12 protein-coding genes are annotated in these 14944 nt (G+C 27.6%); 6 read left to right on the top strand and 6 right to left on the bottom strand.

All coding sequences use genetic code 11. The features are described 5' to 3' along the window. The first annotated feature begins 16 nt into the window (after positions 1–16). A complete protein-coding gene (locus tag JJC01_13010) occupies positions 17–1012 on the top strand; it encodes a GNAT family N-acetyltransferase (protein UDN57090.1) in 996 nt (331 codons plus the stop codon). A gap of 179 nt (positions 1013–1191) precedes the next feature. On the opposite strand, the gene JJC01_13005 is transcribed toward JJC01_13010, so the two are convergent. The 5 genes from JJC01_13005 to JJC01_12985 form a co-directional block, all read right to left on the bottom strand. Beyond that, on the bottom strand, positions 1192–2427 hold the full coding sequence (locus JJC01_13005; protein UDN57089.1) for an ABC transporter permease: 1236 nt from the start codon (positions 2425–2427) through the stop codon (positions 1192–1194). A 2-nt stretch (positions 2428–2429) separates the two neighbouring features. Next, complete coding sequence (locus JJC01_13000) at positions 2430–3104, bottom strand: ABC transporter ATP-binding protein (GenBank protein ID UDN57088.1); 675 nt, start codon at positions 3102–3104, stop codon at positions 2430–2432. 7 nt (positions 3105–3111) lie between these two features. Then, positions 3112–4344 carry an efflux RND transporter periplasmic adaptor subunit gene (locus tag JJC01_12995; protein ID UDN57087.1) on the bottom strand — a complete coding sequence of 411 codons (1233 nt, stop codon included), beginning with the start codon at positions 4342–4344 and terminating at the stop codon, positions 3112–3114. Between the two features lie 116 nt (positions 4345–4460). Further along, positions 4461–5465 carry a HAMP domain-containing histidine kinase gene (locus tag JJC01_12990; GenBank protein UDN57086.1) on the bottom strand — a complete coding sequence of 335 codons (1005 nt, stop codon included), beginning with the start codon at positions 5463–5465 and terminating at the stop codon, positions 4461–4463. Between the two features lie 23 nt (positions 5466–5488). Then, the gene (locus JJC01_12985) at positions 5489–6163 is read right to left on the bottom strand and encodes a response regulator transcription factor (protein ID UDN57085.1); all 675 of its coding nucleotides are present in this window, start codon (positions 6161–6163) and stop codon (positions 5489–5491) included. Positions 6164–6527: 364 nt separating this feature from the next. On the opposite strand from JJC01_12985, the gene JJC01_12980 reads away from it, so the two are divergent. The 3 genes from JJC01_12980 to ggt all read left to right on the top strand — a co-directional run bounded on the left by JJC01_12980 (position 6528) and on the right by ggt (position 10943). Beyond that, positions 6528–7217, top strand: coding sequence for an ABC transporter ATP-binding protein (locus JJC01_12980; GenBank protein UDN60178.1), 690 nt, complete (start codon positions 6528–6530; stop codon positions 7215–7217). Beyond that, entirely contained in the window at positions 7204–9135 is a 1932-nt protein-coding gene (locus JJC01_12975; protein UDN57084.1) for an ABC transporter permease, read from the top strand. Before JJC01_12980 ends, JJC01_12975 begins: the two co-directional genes overlap by 14 nt. Positions 9136–9329: 194 nt before the next feature. Further along, on the top strand, positions 9330–10943 hold the full coding sequence (gene ggt, locus JJC01_12970; protein UDN57083.1) for a gamma-glutamyltransferase: 1614 nt from the start codon (positions 9330–9332) through the stop codon (positions 10941–10943). A 138-nt stretch (positions 10944–11081) separates the two neighbouring features. Here the strand turns inward: ggt and JJC01_12965 are convergent, their stop codons facing one another. Further along, positions 11082–11933 (bottom strand): sulfurtransferase, encoded by an 852-nt coding sequence (locus tag JJC01_12965; protein UDN57082.1) that lies wholly within the window; start codon positions 11931–11933, stop codon positions 11082–11084. A gap of 628 nt (positions 11934–12561) precedes the next feature. Here JJC01_12965 and JJC01_12960 point away from each other — a divergent pair. Then, positions 12562–13455, top strand: coding sequence for a sulfide/dihydroorotate dehydrogenase-like FAD/NAD-binding protein (locus tag JJC01_12960; GenBank protein UDN57081.1), 894 nt, complete (start codon positions 12562–12564; stop codon positions 13453–13455). After that, positions 13455–14849 (top strand): NADPH-dependent glutamate synthase, encoded by a 1395-nt coding sequence (gene gltA, locus JJC01_12955; protein UDN57080.1) that lies wholly within the window; start codon positions 13455–13457, stop codon positions 14847–14849. The genes JJC01_12960 and gltA overlap by 1 nt, the downstream gene beginning before the upstream one ends. Positions 14850–14944: the final 95 nt, after the last annotated feature.

Below are 14944 nucleotides of genomic sequence, written 5' to 3'. Positions count from 1 at the left end.
AAGGGTGGTGAATACAGTGATTGAAAGCAAAAGATTATATATTAGACAAATGAATCATAGTGATTTTAAGGAAATAAGTAAAATGTTACAAGATTCAGAAGTAATGTATGCATGGGAACATGCTTTTTCTGATGAAGAAGTTACAGAATGGATTGATAGAAATATACAGAGATATAATAATGATGGATATGGATATTTTATTGTTATAGATAAGTATATAGATAATGTAGTGGGGCAAATAGGCCTTATAAAACAGGACATAGGGTTAGGAATAGGTTATATAGTAAAAAGAGAATATTGGAATCAAGGTTATGCTACAGAAGGTGCTACTATATGTATAGATTATGCTATTAGAAACTTAAATGTAGATACTTTAGTAGCAGATATCAGACCTGAAAATATAGCATCTATAAATGTGGCAAAAAAACTAGGTATGAAGAAAATATCTGAGTGCGACAAGATTTATAGAGGACAAGTAATGAAACATGATGTCTACCAATTAAAAGTAACAGGATTAACTACAAAAATTGTTGAAATAGTAGATTATAATCCAAATTGGAAGTATGAGTTTGAAAAATTAAAATCTACACTAGAAAAGACTCTAGGTAATTCGATTTTGAAAATAGAACATGTTGGTAGCACATCTGTTGAAGGGCTTTCTGCAAAACCTAGATTAGATGTTGATATAATAATTGGAGATTATAGCTACTTAAATGATGTTGTCAGTAAACTAAAAAAATTAGGGTATAAACATCTAGGCAATTTAGAAGTAGAAGGAAGAGAAGCATTTTCTTATGAGACAACTAGTTTCATGGAGCATAATTTATATGTATGTCCTAAAGATGGGAAAGGATATTTAGAGCATATTAAATTTCGAGAGTATTTGAGACTAAATCCAGATAAGGTTAAAGAATATTCTGACTTAAAAAAGAAGCTAGCAAAACTTTATAGGTATGATGTTAACTCTTATTGTGATAACAAAACAGATTTCATAAGAGGCATAATAGATTAGATATTAATATTAAAAATATTTAAAGCAAATAATTCATTAGTAATTTTGAAAATAACAATGCACTATTATATTTGATTTGAAAAAGATTAAGTTCTTAATCTATCATATATAATAGTGCATTAAATATTTAAGCATGTTTTAGAAAACAATTTAAAAATAATAACTTATTAATGGAAATACTATTTATAAATTGCCTTTATAGGGTCTAGTTTAGAGGCTTTAAAGGCTGGTATTAAACCAAATACAACTCCAGTTAATATAGTAGCCAAAATAGCATAAAGTAAGCTATTTAAGCTAGGAATTGCTTCAAATCCAATGTATTTAGAAACATAGTTAGTAGCAATAAATCCAACTATAGTTCCTAAAATTCCTCCACATACCGTTATAAAAACAGCTTCAACTAAAAATTGAAATAATATAGACCTAGGTTTTGCACCAATAGCACGTCTTATACCAATCTCTCTTTGTCTTTCCATAACTGATACATACATTATATTCATTACACCAATACCACCAACAAACATTGCAACTACAGTTATTATAGATACATATTTATTGACATTAGAATTGATGCTTTCAAGATAAGCTGTTTGTTCAGTTGGGTCTGGTGTAGTATAAGAACCATTGATACCAGGATGCATTTCATATAGTTTAGCTATAATATTGTTTGCAACTTCATTCACATTATATCCTTTAGAACAAACTAAGTCTAACTGATAAATTTCAGTGGAGTAAGAGTTTTGACTCATTAGACTATCAAAAGCTTTTTTAGGTATAAGAGAAGTTATAAATTGCATATCTTGATAACCTCCTAAAAATCCTCCAGCTTGTTGTTGGTTAGAAGAATCATCCAATACTCCAATTATTTCAAATATAGTTCCATTTACATTAATACCATGGCCTAAAGCGTCTTCTGGATTTTCAAAAATTTCACTTGCACTTTGCTGTGTAAGTAGAATTACCTTTCTTTTTTCATCATCCAAGGAAAAATCTCTACCACAGATTAAATTTATTTTTGAATCTTTTTTTACTGGTCCAACTTCCACATAAGTCGTTTTTTTATCAAAAGATGCCTCAGAAGAATAAGTTGAATCAAGATTAAATCCATCTCTTGCAGGAGCAATTCTTTCTACACCTTCAACAAATGATAATTCTTCTAAATCTTTTGCATTGAATGGCTTTAAAAATATACTCATATCATTGGTAAGACCTGTGTTATCAGCTGATTCAAATGAAATAGTAGTTTTATTAGGATTAGCGTTATTTACAGATTTCTTGATTTCTTTTTGAAATCCATTACCTATAGAACTAACAAGTATTACTGAAGTTATTCCTATAATAATCCAAAGTAAAGCTACAAAGACACGAAGCTTGTGCCCCTTTAAATTAGCCAAAGAATTTTTTAATAAGCCCATGATTACACCTCCGAAGTAAACACACCATCTTTAAGTCGTATGACCTTAGTTGCATACTTAGTCAAATCCTGATCATGTGTAACCATTATTATAGTCTTGCCTTGTTCATTAAGTTCTGTCAAAAGTTCCATAATTTCCCTGCTAGTTTCACTATCCAATGCTCCAGTTGGTTCATCAGCAAAGATTATTTGAGGGTCATTTGCCAAACAACGTGCAATAGCTACACGTTGTTGCTGACCACCAGATAATTGAAGAGGTTTTTGTTTGATTTTATCTAAAAGCCCAACAGATTTTAGTTTGCTCTTAACAATTTCTTCTCTTTCAGATTTTTTTAATATTTTATTGTAAATTAGAGGTAGCTCTACATTTTGATATATATTTAAAGTTTCTATTAAATTAAATTGTTGAAAAACAAAACCAATATTGATATTTCTAAAAACAGAACGCTCATTTTCACTGAGATTAGTTACATCTGTGCCATCAAATATATATCTTCCTTCGTCAAACACATCAAGAAAACCTAAGATGTTAAGTAAAGTGGTTTTACCACTACCAGATTTACCCATTATCATGACAAATTCTCCAGATTCAATTTCTAAATTTAAGGATTTTAAAACATGTAATTCATCTTTCCCTACTTTGTAATATTTTTGAATATTTTCTAATTTAATTAACATATGTAAATTAATTCACATCCATATTAACTTCTTTTAAATTTTTGTCTGGAGTAGCATCTCCATTATTATTAGAGCCAGCAGTTACACCATCACCTTGAACTGGGTCTCCTTCTTTCATTTCTTTAGTAGGGTATTTTATTACTATATCACCTTGTTCAAGACCGCCTCTAATTACAGCAAAGTCATTATTTTTACTTGCAACATCTACAATTTGTTTTTTCAAGATTCCATCTAAGTCTTTAAATACATATGAGTGCTTTTTATCCTTAAGTACACAAGATGCTGGTATTTTAAAGCTTGAGTTAGCTACTTCAAGTGATGCTTGAAGATGGAATCCATTTGTCAACCCTTCTTGGTTATCAAATGCTATGTTTATATCATAATAAGATAAAGTACTTTGTTGAGCTCCCATCTCGCTACTTGGAGTAGATGGCTTATCAGATATAAAACTTATTCTACCAGTAAGATTTTGGTCAGTTGAGAAAACTAATATATTAACCATTTGGTCAATTTTCATCTTAGGTAAATCTTGTTCACTTGCTTGCCCATTCATATAAAACTCTAGACCTTGAATAGTCATAAATGAAGCTGGTTGGTCTGGATTTCCAGTTTGGTCATTTAAATATACAGTACCATCAAAAGGAGCAGTAGTTCTATCATATGCTTTCTTATCTAAAGAAGCTATCTGAGAGTTTAAAGCTGTTATTTGTGCATTTATAGAAGCTATAGCATCTCTATTTTCATCAATATTTGCAAGTGATATCTTTTGTTTTTTATATTGGCTAAGTTGTGATTTTAGACTATCTATTTCTGATATTATAGTTGGATTTTTAGCAGTAAAAAGAAGGTCTCCTTGATTTACCTTTTGACCATTTGTAACATTTACATCACTTAACTCATAATCTCCAGAAATATTAAAGTCTTTAGTTTGCTTAGGAACAACCATACCATTTATAAATATTTTTTCGTTTTCTGGAATAGTGTATGTTTCTATGAAGTTTTCATTAGTTTGTAATTCAGTATTTTTTGAATCGACATAAGCAAGTACCCCTAATATTAAAAGTATGATTATCACGATTCCTGCATAGATTTTAAATCTCTTGTTTTTAAAAGGATTATTTTTAAAACCTTTATTTTTAGCTTTGAAATTATTACTTCCAAAGCTAGTATTTTTAAAGCTATTACTCTTAAAGCTACTATTTCTAAATTTTTTATTTTTAAATTTTTTTAGAAAAGACATGTTTTCCTCCTTTGTATAAAAACTACTTATTATATACTGGGATGTACATATAGAATCATTATAAGAAGCATGTTGAATATAAGTCAAATGAAAATAACTTATCAATATATAAGATACTATAGATAATCTTTGAATGTAATAGTAATTTTTGTATATTGATTGTACTCTGAATCTACATCAATTTTATGGCCAAGTTTGTCACAAAGTTCTTTTACTAAATAAAGACCAAGCCCTGTAGATTTAGTGTTATTTCTTCCATTATTACCTGTAAATCCCTTATTGAATATTCGATTTAAATCTTCCTTTTTTATACCACAGCCAGTATCTTCCACCCTTAATTGTAAATAATTTTTGTGGGTTTTGCAATAGATAGATATATTATCTTCTATTGAGGCATATTTTAGGGAATTATTTAATAATTGCTCGAATATGAAGTGAAGCCATTTTTCGTCTGATAAAACTGTATAATTCAAATTATTTAAGTTTAAAATTATTTTTTTTGAGATAAAATATTTTGAATATTTTCTTATAATATCTCTAAGAATATTTTCAATATTTACTTCTTGAATCAAAAAATCTTTATGAAAATCTTCAAGTCTAGATAAATATAAAATTCTTTCAACAGAATTTTCAATTCTAAATATCTCTTTATCAATATCATCTGAAATTTTTTCTTCGATTAAATCTTCGTTTTGTTCAAGTACTAGTTTAATTATTGCTATAGGTATTTTTATATCATGTACCCACATACTCATAATTTCTTTATTTTCTTCAAATTTCTTAGTATTGATATCTATTATATCATCACACTGGTTTTGATAACCTTTAATTATATCCAAATATATTTTTTCTTCATTTGTACATTTAACTAATTCTATATCATTAGTACTAACTTTGAATGTATTATTTTTAATTTTCTCTAAAAATCTATTTTTCTTAATGTAGCCAGTAAGTATATATATAAATGAAAATACTATATTTACAATTAATATGTATACAATAGTATCTACTAAGAGAGCATCAATAGGAGAAAATATAATAACTGCTATCGTAAAAAGTAAGAAACCAAAGTTGTATACTAAAAATTCGAGTTTATCTTTGAGAAAATCTTTAAAACTCATAAATTCACCTACTTAAAACTATTTTAACTGATTATATAACCTAATCCTCTTTTAGTTTCTATAAAGTCTTCCAATCCAATTTCACTTAATTTTGAACGTATTCTGTTTACATTAACAGTGAGAGTATTATCATCTACAAACCAATCATTATCCCATAATTTTTTCATAAGTTTATTTCTACTAACTATTTTACTTTTATTCCTCATAAGTTCATGAAGAATTTTAATTTCATTTTTGGTTAGCTCAATAGTACTATCTTTATAACATATAGTTGCAGTTGATAAATCCAAAGTAACCCCATTATGGACAATTTTATTTGAATTATTATCAACAAAATTATAAGTTCTTCTTAAAAGAGCATTTACTTTAGCTATTAAAACATCTATAGAAAATGGTTTTTGTATATAATCATCTGCGCCTAGATTTACACCCATTATCACATCCATATTAGAATTTCTTGAAGAAATAAATATTATTGGAACTTTGGAAATTCTTCTTATCTCATTACACCAATGAAATCCATCATAAAATGGAAGATTTATATCTAATAAAACCAATTGTGGTTTATAATGCTTAAATTCTTCTATTATGTTTTCAAGATTTTCTATTTGATAGACAATATGTCCCCATTTAGAAAGACAATCTGCTATTTGATGTTTTAATGAAACATCATCTTCAATTACCATTATTTTAAACATTTTTACCTCCTAATCCAGAATAGTTATATTAACATAACTATATTTTACTTGATAAGTTCAAACATTTCTACCTTATAATTTAAAATAATTATATTAATATAACTATATTTTACTTGACAAATTATATTTTAAATATAATTCTAGTAAAAAGGAAGAAATATAATTAATACTTACAGAAATGTAACATTATATTAATATAAGTAAATGGTTAAAAACTACTTTAATATATATAATATATTTATAAGAATTGGAAAATGAGCAATTATGTTGAGGAGTGGTAAGTAATTATGGAAGAAATATTAATTGTTGAAAATATAAAAAAGAGTATGGTAGAAAAGGCTCAAAATATGAAGCTTTAAAGGGAATAAGTTTTAAAGTTTATAAAGGCGAATTTGTAGGTATTATGGGTTCATCTGGAGCTGGAAAATCAACTCTTTTGAACATTATTTCTACAATAGATTTGCCTTCATCAGGAAATGTTTATATAGAGAATAAGAATATTATTAAAATGAAACAAAATAAATTAGCCGACTTTAGACGTGATAATCTTGGATTTGTATTTCAAGACTCTAACCTTTTAGATACATTAACTATAAAAGAAAATATAATGCTACCTCTTTCTTTAAAAAATGAAAAAGTATCAGTAATAGAAAGTAGAATAAAAGAAGTTTCAAAATCACTAAATATAGAATCAGTATTAGATAAATATCCTAATGAAGTCTCAGGTGGACAAAAACAAAGAGGCGCTGTTTGTAGAGCAATAGTAACAAAACCATCATTAATACTTGCAGACGAGCCTACAGGAGCATTAGATTCTAAATCTGCAAGGGATTTATTAAATTCTCTAGTAAAATTAAATAAAGATAACGATTCAACAATATTAATGGTAACACATGATGCTATAAGTGCAAGTTTTTGTAGTAGAATACTCTTTATAAAGGATGGAATAATCTTTACAGAACTTATAAAAGGAGAAAGCACAAAAGAATTCTATAATAAAATACTAAATACAGTTTCCTTAATTGGAGGAGTTAATAAAAATGAGTTTATTTAAAATTGCTATAAAAAATATAAAAAAGAACTTTTTAAGCTATTTTATGTACTTCGTTTCAATTGTATTTAGTGTATTTATATTCTTTAGTTTCAAGTCAATAGAGTACAATGAAGCCTTAAATTTACTTGGTAGAAAAACTAAAATAGGTATTAATACAAGTTCAATTGTAATAGTGGTATTTGTTTTTTTGTTTATATATTATTCAAATTCATTTTTCTTTAATAGACGTAGGCAAGAGATAGGTACTTATAGCTTGATTGGAATGAGAAAAAATCAGATAGGCAGAATATTTTTATATGAAACTTTTTTGATGGGAATCTTTGCAATATTAATAGGAATATCTTTAGGTTTTTTATTTTCAAAGCTTATGACAATGATTCTTGTAAAATTAATGAAAGAGATTATAGTAGTAAAGATGACTTTAAGTATAAGGGCTTTAATTCAGACATTAGGAATATTTTTAATAATATTTGTAGTAATTGGAATGAGAAATATTATAGTTATTAGGAATAAAAAAATTGTAGAGTTATTTAAGAAGTCACCAGAAAAATATACAAATAAAAGATTTATAAAGCTAAAGGGAACTCTTGGAGTTTTACTGATAGTATTTTCTTATTTAATGTCAGTTAGTCATTTCATTGTTGAAAACATAATGTTTTCAGCTTTTATATTAATTACAATAATACCAGGTACTTTTTTATTTTTTTCATCAATAATGTCGATAATTATAGATGTTGCTAAGAAGAAAAAAAGTTTTTATTACAAGGGAAGAAATCTAATTGCATTTTCAGAACTTGGATTCAAATTAAAGAATAATAGCAGAGTATTGGCAATAATAGCAATATTAATAGCTACAAGTGTAACTATGTTAGGATTTACAATATCAATTTATTACGATATAGATAGAAATATAAATGAAAACTACAAGTATAGTTATACTATAAATGCAGAAAATTCTCTTGTAAATAATGAAATCGATAAGCTGCTATATAAATATAAAGAAGATGATAAGGTGCTTTTTGATAAGACAGTAGCGTTTATAAGTAGAGATGTAAATTTTAAATTGTATTATAAAAAAGGAGGAGTTTATAGAGAAAATACAGTGATTGTAGATTTTATTAAAGAAAGTGATTTTAAGAAATTAAGACAATATCAAAACACTAATTATGAAGAATTAACTTCAGAAGAGCATGTATATTATGTTTCAGATTCATATAAGAGAATGTTTCTTAAAAGTACTGGTACTCAAAAAATAGATGTATACATTAAAGAAAAAGAGAAGATGAATTTATTTACAGTTCAAAAAAATATTTTAGAGCCAGAAATAAATTTACAATCAACATTTGATTTAATTGTGGTAAAAGATAACATATTTAATAGATTAAAATCAGGAGGAGAATCGAGATTATTAAGATTAATTGATATAAAAAATGAAAAAAAAGAGTTTGATATGTCTTTAAGATTAAAAAATATAGTTGATAAAAATATGGAATCAACTTATCCTTTTAATTTTACATCAAATGTCGAAAACTATAATGATTTAATTAGAGTAAGTGGTCTTATGTTATTTATAGGTATATTTCTATCTGTAGTATTTCTTTTGTGTACAGGAAGTATAATTTTATTTAAGCAATTATCAAATATATATGATGATAAAGAACGATATATTATGCTAAAAAAACTTGGGGCAAATAATCAAGATATTGAGAAAATAATATCAAGACAATTAAAAGTTGTATTTTTGTTGCCATTAATTGTAGGTACAATTCATAATTTATTTGCTATGTCAATTGCTCAAAAATTTATAACTAGGCCATTGCTTATACCAATTATTACAACACTAGCCATTTATTATATAGGTTATTTTATATATTATTTTATAACATTAAAATACGCTCAAAATATGATAATAGATTAAGTTGTAGAGTATTTTTTACTTAATAAGAATTAAATACTAAAAACAAGATAGCTTATCTAATCAAAACAAAAAAATATTATAATAATGTAATTAAGTCTTGGAAAAAGTTTGTATTTTGTATCAGTTGTATTAATTAATGTTATATAATAAATTTAAGGAAAATATAAAATAAAAATGACAAGGAGTTGAAAATTATGATGTTTGATGCTCATCAACATAAATATCCATCAATAAGAAATGTTATATATGCTAAAAATGGAGCAGTTGCAACTTCAACGCCATTAGCTTCTCAAGCTGGGCTTGAAATACTAAAAAAAGGTGGAAATGCTGTGGATGCAGCAGTTGCAACTGCTGCTACATTATCTGTAGTTGAACCTACAAGTAATGGAATTGGAGGAGACGCATATGCTCTTGTTTGGATAGAGGAAGAAAAACGATTATATGGACTAAATTCTAGCGGTTTTGCTCCAGAAAGAATGGAATTAAAAAATTACAAGAACATGAAAGAAATGCCAAAGTATGGATTTGGAGCAGTAACTGTACCTGGAATACCTGCAGCTTGGGCAGAATTAAATAAAAAGTATGGAAAACTTAGTCTACTAGAATGTTTATCTCCAGCAATTAAATATGCAAGAGAAGGATATGTTGTTTCTCCTAATGTATCAAAAGTATGGAAAAAATCCTATGAACTATATGAAAAAGAATTTGTTGGAGAAGAATTTAAGTCATGGTTTGAGACGTTTTCTAAGGATGGTAAAGCTCCAGAAGCTGGTGACATATTTGTATGTGAAGAGCATGCTAATACATTAGAAGAAATAGCCAATACACAAGCTGAAAGTTTTTATAGAGGTAGACTAGCAGATAAAATAGATGAGTGTTCTAGAAAGTTTGAGGGAGCTATAAGAAAAAGTGATTTAGCGAGTTTTTATCCAACTTGGGTAGAACCTATAAGTACAGAATATAAAGGATATAAAATATTTGAAATTCCACCGAATGGACATGGAATAACAGTCCTAATGGCATTAAATATATTAAAAGAATTGGACATAAAAGGAGATATAGAAAATGTAGATGACATACATAAGATTATAGAAAGCTTAAAACTGGCTTTTGCAGATTCTAAAACTTATGTAACTGATATAGAACATATGAAAGTAAAGGTTCAGGAATTATTAAGTCAAGATTATGCAAAAAAGAGAAGTTTATTGATTGATAATGAAAAAGCTTTATACCCAAAAGAAGGAGAACCATATTGTGGTGGAACTGTATATCTTTGTACTGCTGACAAAGATGGAAATATGGTTTCATATATACAGAGTAATTATATAAATTTTGGTTCTGGGATAGTAATACCAAACACTGGTATTGCACTACATAGTAGAGGTAATAATTTTAACTTAGACCCTAAACACCATAATGTAGTAAAACCATTTAAAAAACCTTATCACACAATAATACCTGGTTTTTTAGGTAAAGATGATAAGGCAATAGGTCCATTTGGTGTAATGGGTGCTTTTATGCAACCACAGGGACATCTTCAAGTATTAACGAGTATGATAGACTTTGGTTTAAACCCTCAAGAGGCATTAGATGCTCCAAGATGGCAGTGGATAAAAGGTAAAGAGATAGAAGTTGAATCAGAGATGCCAAGACAGATGGTAGATGCTCTTATTGAAAAAGGTCATGAGATAAAAGTAATTTATGATAATGTTGATATGGGTAGGGGACAAATAATCTTCAAAACAGAGCAAGAAAGTTATGTTTGTGCAACAGAGTCAAGATGTGATGGTCATGTTGCAGTTTATTAATATTGTAAACTAAATTTATATTTAATGACTAAAGGAATCTATATGAAATGATGATAATAAAAGGCGAAAGTCTACAATGACTAACGCCTTTATAAAAAACTAAGATATATAATATGCTAGATTTATTTATTATTAACTTTATTCTTGTCCAGTTTTAACTTCGTTGTCATCATAGCTAATCCAGTCACTAAAGCTACCAACATAAATCTTATGGGGCATATTAAGTTCTCTAAGTGCAAGGCTGTTAACACAAGCAGATATTCCTGAACCACAAGACAAAATTATTTCTTCATAATTGTTTAAATCCTTAAAGAAGTCTTTTAAAAATTCAGTATCTTTAAGTGAGCCATTTTCAAAATCACCTTTTATTAAATCCTTGCAAAAGTAATTTTTTGCACTAGGTATATGGCCAGCTTTTGAATATGCAGGTTCAACTAAACCTTGGTATCTTTCATTAGCACGACAATCTATAATCACAGTATTTTTGTCATATAATTTAGACTTAACATATTCCATTGGAACAACTAAACTGTCATTTACATTAGGCTTAATTTTTTTGTCTGTACAGTTTGGAATATTTATTTTTTCTTCTAATTCTCCACCTTCTTTTACAAAAGCTGTTATTCCACCATCTAATACATAGACATTTTCAAGACCTAAGTGTTTTAATTGGAAGAATAGTCTACAAGCACCATTTAAATCTCCATCATCATAAGCTACAATTGTAGTGTAATTATCAACACCCATTTTTTCTAACTTTTCTTTTAATATAAAAGGGTCTTGTAAAGGATTTTTACCGCCATGTTCTTTTGTAGGAGATGATAAATCCTTGTCTATATCCAAGATAAAGCTACCTTTTATATGTCCTTTTTTATAAGAATCAATACCATAAGTTCTATTGATAAGGTCAAATCTACAATCTATAACAACTAGATTATCATTATGTTCTAATTTAGATATAAGTTCTTTTGCAGAAATAATATTTTTCAAAAAACAAACCTCCTATTTTTAATTATTTTTATGTGTATTCATAATAATTATTAACTTTATAAATTAATATTATTATAAATTATTACATAAGTAAATAAATCTTTAGAAAATATAAAAATTTTATATAAAAATTCAAATAATTAATGAATATTAAAAATTTTAGATATATAATAAAATAAGAGTATATTTTAGTTTATATAAAAGCTGGTATTGCAATAGATTAAAGCCTTATACATGTTTAGTTTTTAAAGAAATCTGAGTTATTATGAAAACCTAGGTTAATTTATTAAACAAATAATTGAATAAAAAAAATTTATTATGTATTTATAAAATTTTTGTTACAAATTTGGCATAATATAGTATACTTTAAGTGTGTATTAGGTTAAATCTATAACAAATTATACGTATAATATGGGTTTTAATATTTGTTGGAATTTAAACGTAATTTGTTAATATCAACTATTTGTAATTTGGGCAGTTATAATTATTTTACAGGGGGGATGTCCAATACAAAACATTTAATCGAGAACTAATATTGTATTATAATTAGAGTTATAGTTTTGTGTGTTTATGTTTTAATTAAATTTAAAGTGGGAAAAATATATTTGTTAGAATGGAGAATAGCGAGATGAGTAATAAAATAGTTAGTAAGAGACAATTAACAGATAGTATTTATTTGATGGAAATAGAGGCTCCTAGAGTTGCAAAATCTTCTCAGCCTGGTCAATTTATAATAATTAAAAATGATGAAAAGGGAGAAAGAATTCCTCTTACAATAGCTGATTATGATAGAGAAAAAGGAACAGTAACTATCGTATTCCAAACAGTTGGTGCTTCAACTAAGAAATTAGCAATGTTTGAAGAAAACGATTTTGTAATGGACTTTGTAGGGCCATTAGGACAAGCAAGTGAATTCATACATGAAGATATAGAAGAATTAAAAAATAAAAAAATCCTATTTGTAGCTGGTGGAGTAGGTTCTGCTCCAGTGTATCCACAAGTTAAATGGTTTAAAGAGAATGGATTAGATGTAGATGTAATAATTGGTGCAAGAACTAAAGAATTAATCATATTAGAAGATGATATGAGAAAAGTAGCTAAAAATGTATACATATCAACAGATGATGGTACATATGGATTTGATGGAAGAGTTACAGATTTATTAAAAGATTTGGTTGATAATCAAGGCAAAAAATATGACCAAGCAATAGTAATTGGACCAATGATAATGATGAAATTTATGTGTCAATTGACTAAAGAATTAAACATACCTACTATAGTAAGTTTAAATACAATAATGATTGATGGAACAGGTATGTGTGGTGGTTGTAGAGTTAGTGTTGGAAATGAGACTAAGTTTGCATGTGTAGATGGTCCTGAATTTGATGGACATTTAGTTGATTTTGACCAAGCTATGAGAAGACAATCTATGTACAAAACTCAAGAAGGAAGAGCTATGTTAAAACTTGAAGAAGGCGATAGTCATCATCATAGTAATTGTGGATGTGGAGGTAACAAATAATGGATGCTAAAAAAGTAAAAGTACCAGTTAGAGAACAAGAACCTGCTGTAAGAGCAGCAAACTTTGATGAAGTATGTTTAGGATACAATAAAGAAGAAGCTATGGCGGAAGCTAATAGATGTCTAGGATGTAAAAAACCAAAATGTGTAGGTGGATGTCCAGTAGGAATTGATATCCCAGGATTTATAACAAAAATTAAAGAAGATGATATAGAAGGTGCTGCTAAAGTAATAGCCAAGAGTAGTTCACTACCTGCTGTTTGTGGTAGAGTATGTCCACAAGAAAGTCAATGTGAAGGTGTATGTATACTTGGAATAAAATCAGATGCAGTATCAATAGGAAAATTGGAAAGATTTGTAGCAGATTGGTCAAAAGAAAATGATATAAACTTATCTGATACAGAACCTAAGAAAAATCAAAAAGTAGCTGTAATAGGAAGTGGACCAGCAGGTCTTGCTTGTGCTGGTGACTTAGCTAAAAAAGGCTATGATGTAACAATATTTGAAGCAATGCATGAACCAGGTGGAGTTTTAACTTATGGAATACCTGAATTTAGACTTCCAAAACAAGCTGTTGTTCAACCTGAAATAGATAATATAAGAAAATTAGGTGTAAAAATAGAAACTAATGTAATTGTTGGTAAAACAATAACAGTAGATGAACTTATAGAAGATGAAGGATTTGAAGCTATATTCATAGGTTCAGGAGCTGGTCTTCCTATGTTTATGAATATACCAGGAGAAAATGCTAATGGAGTATTTTCTGCAAATGAGTTTTTAACTAGAGTAAACTTAATGAAAGCTTATAGAGATGATTATGATACACCTATTAGTTCTGGTAAAAAAGTTGCTGTAGTTGGTGGTGGAAATGTTGCTATGGATGCTGCTAGAACTGCATTAAGATTAGGTTCAGAATCATATATAGTTTATAGAAGAAGTGAAAAAGAGCTTCCAGCGAGAGCTGAAGAAGTACATCATGCAAAAGAAGAAGGAATTATATTTAATACATTGACAAATCCTAAAGAAATTTTAGTAGATGAAAATGGATATGTTAAAGGTATGGTTTGTATAAGAATGGAATTAGGAGAACCAGATGATTCTGGAAGAAGAAGACCTATAGAAATAGAAGGTTCTGAATTTGTACTTGATGTAGATACAGTTATAATGTCACTTGGAACAAGTCCAAATCCATTAATATCTTCTACAACAAAGAGCCTTGATATAAATAAGAGAAGATGCTTAATAACAGATGAAAATGGTCAAACTTCTAAAGAAGGTGTATTTGCAGGTGGAGACGCTGTTACTGGAGCAGCAACAGTAATATCTGCAATGGGTGCTGGTAAAACTGCAGCAGCTTCAATAGATGAATATTTAAAAGCAAAAGTTAATGCTTAATTTGTAAATTAAATATACCAAGTTAGAATAATCTCTAGCTTGGTATATTTTTTTGAAAAATTATATAATAAAGTCATAGTTACTATTGTAATATT

Origin of the sequence: Clostridioides sp. ES-S-0010-02, assembly GCA_020641055.1 — a bacterium.
GTDB lineage: Bacteria > Bacillota > Clostridia > Peptostreptococcales > Peptostreptococcaceae > Clostridioides.
The sequence above is the reverse complement of the archived record's forward strand: the minus strand, read 5'-3'. Positions and strand labels throughout refer to the sequence as shown.

Coding starts and splice junctions, on each gene's coding strand:
- JJC01_13005 (UDN57089.1), bottom strand. CDS start 2,427: ATGGGCTTATTAAAAAATTCTTTGGCTAATTTAAAGGGGCACAAGCTT.
- JJC01_13000 (UDN57088.1), bottom strand. CDS start 3,104: ATGTTAATTAAATTAGAAAATATTCAAAAATATTACAAAGTAGGGAAA.
- JJC01_12995 (UDN57087.1), bottom strand. CDS start 4,344: ATGTCTTTTCTAAAAAAATTTAAAAATAAAAAATTTAGAAATAGTAGC.
- JJC01_12990 (UDN57086.1), bottom strand. CDS start 5,465: ATGAGTTTTAAAGATTTTCTCAAAGATAAACTCGAATTTTTAGTATAC.
- JJC01_12985 (UDN57085.1), bottom strand. CDS start 6,163: ATGTTTAAAATAATGGTAATTGAAGATGATGTTTCATTAAAACATCAA.
- JJC01_12975 (UDN57084.1), top strand. CDS start 7,204: ATGAGTTTATTTAAAATTGCTATAAAAAATATAAAAAAGAACTTTTTA.
- ggt (UDN57083.1), top strand. CDS start 9,330: ATGATGTTTGATGCTCATCAACATAAATATCCATCAATAAGAAATGTT.
- JJC01_12960 (UDN57081.1), top strand. CDS start 12,562: ATGAGTAATAAAATAGTTAGTAAGAGACAATTAACAGATAGTATTTAT.
- gltA (UDN57080.1), top strand. CDS start 13,455: ATGGATGCTAAAAAAGTAAAAGTACCAGTTAGAGAACAAGAACCTGCT.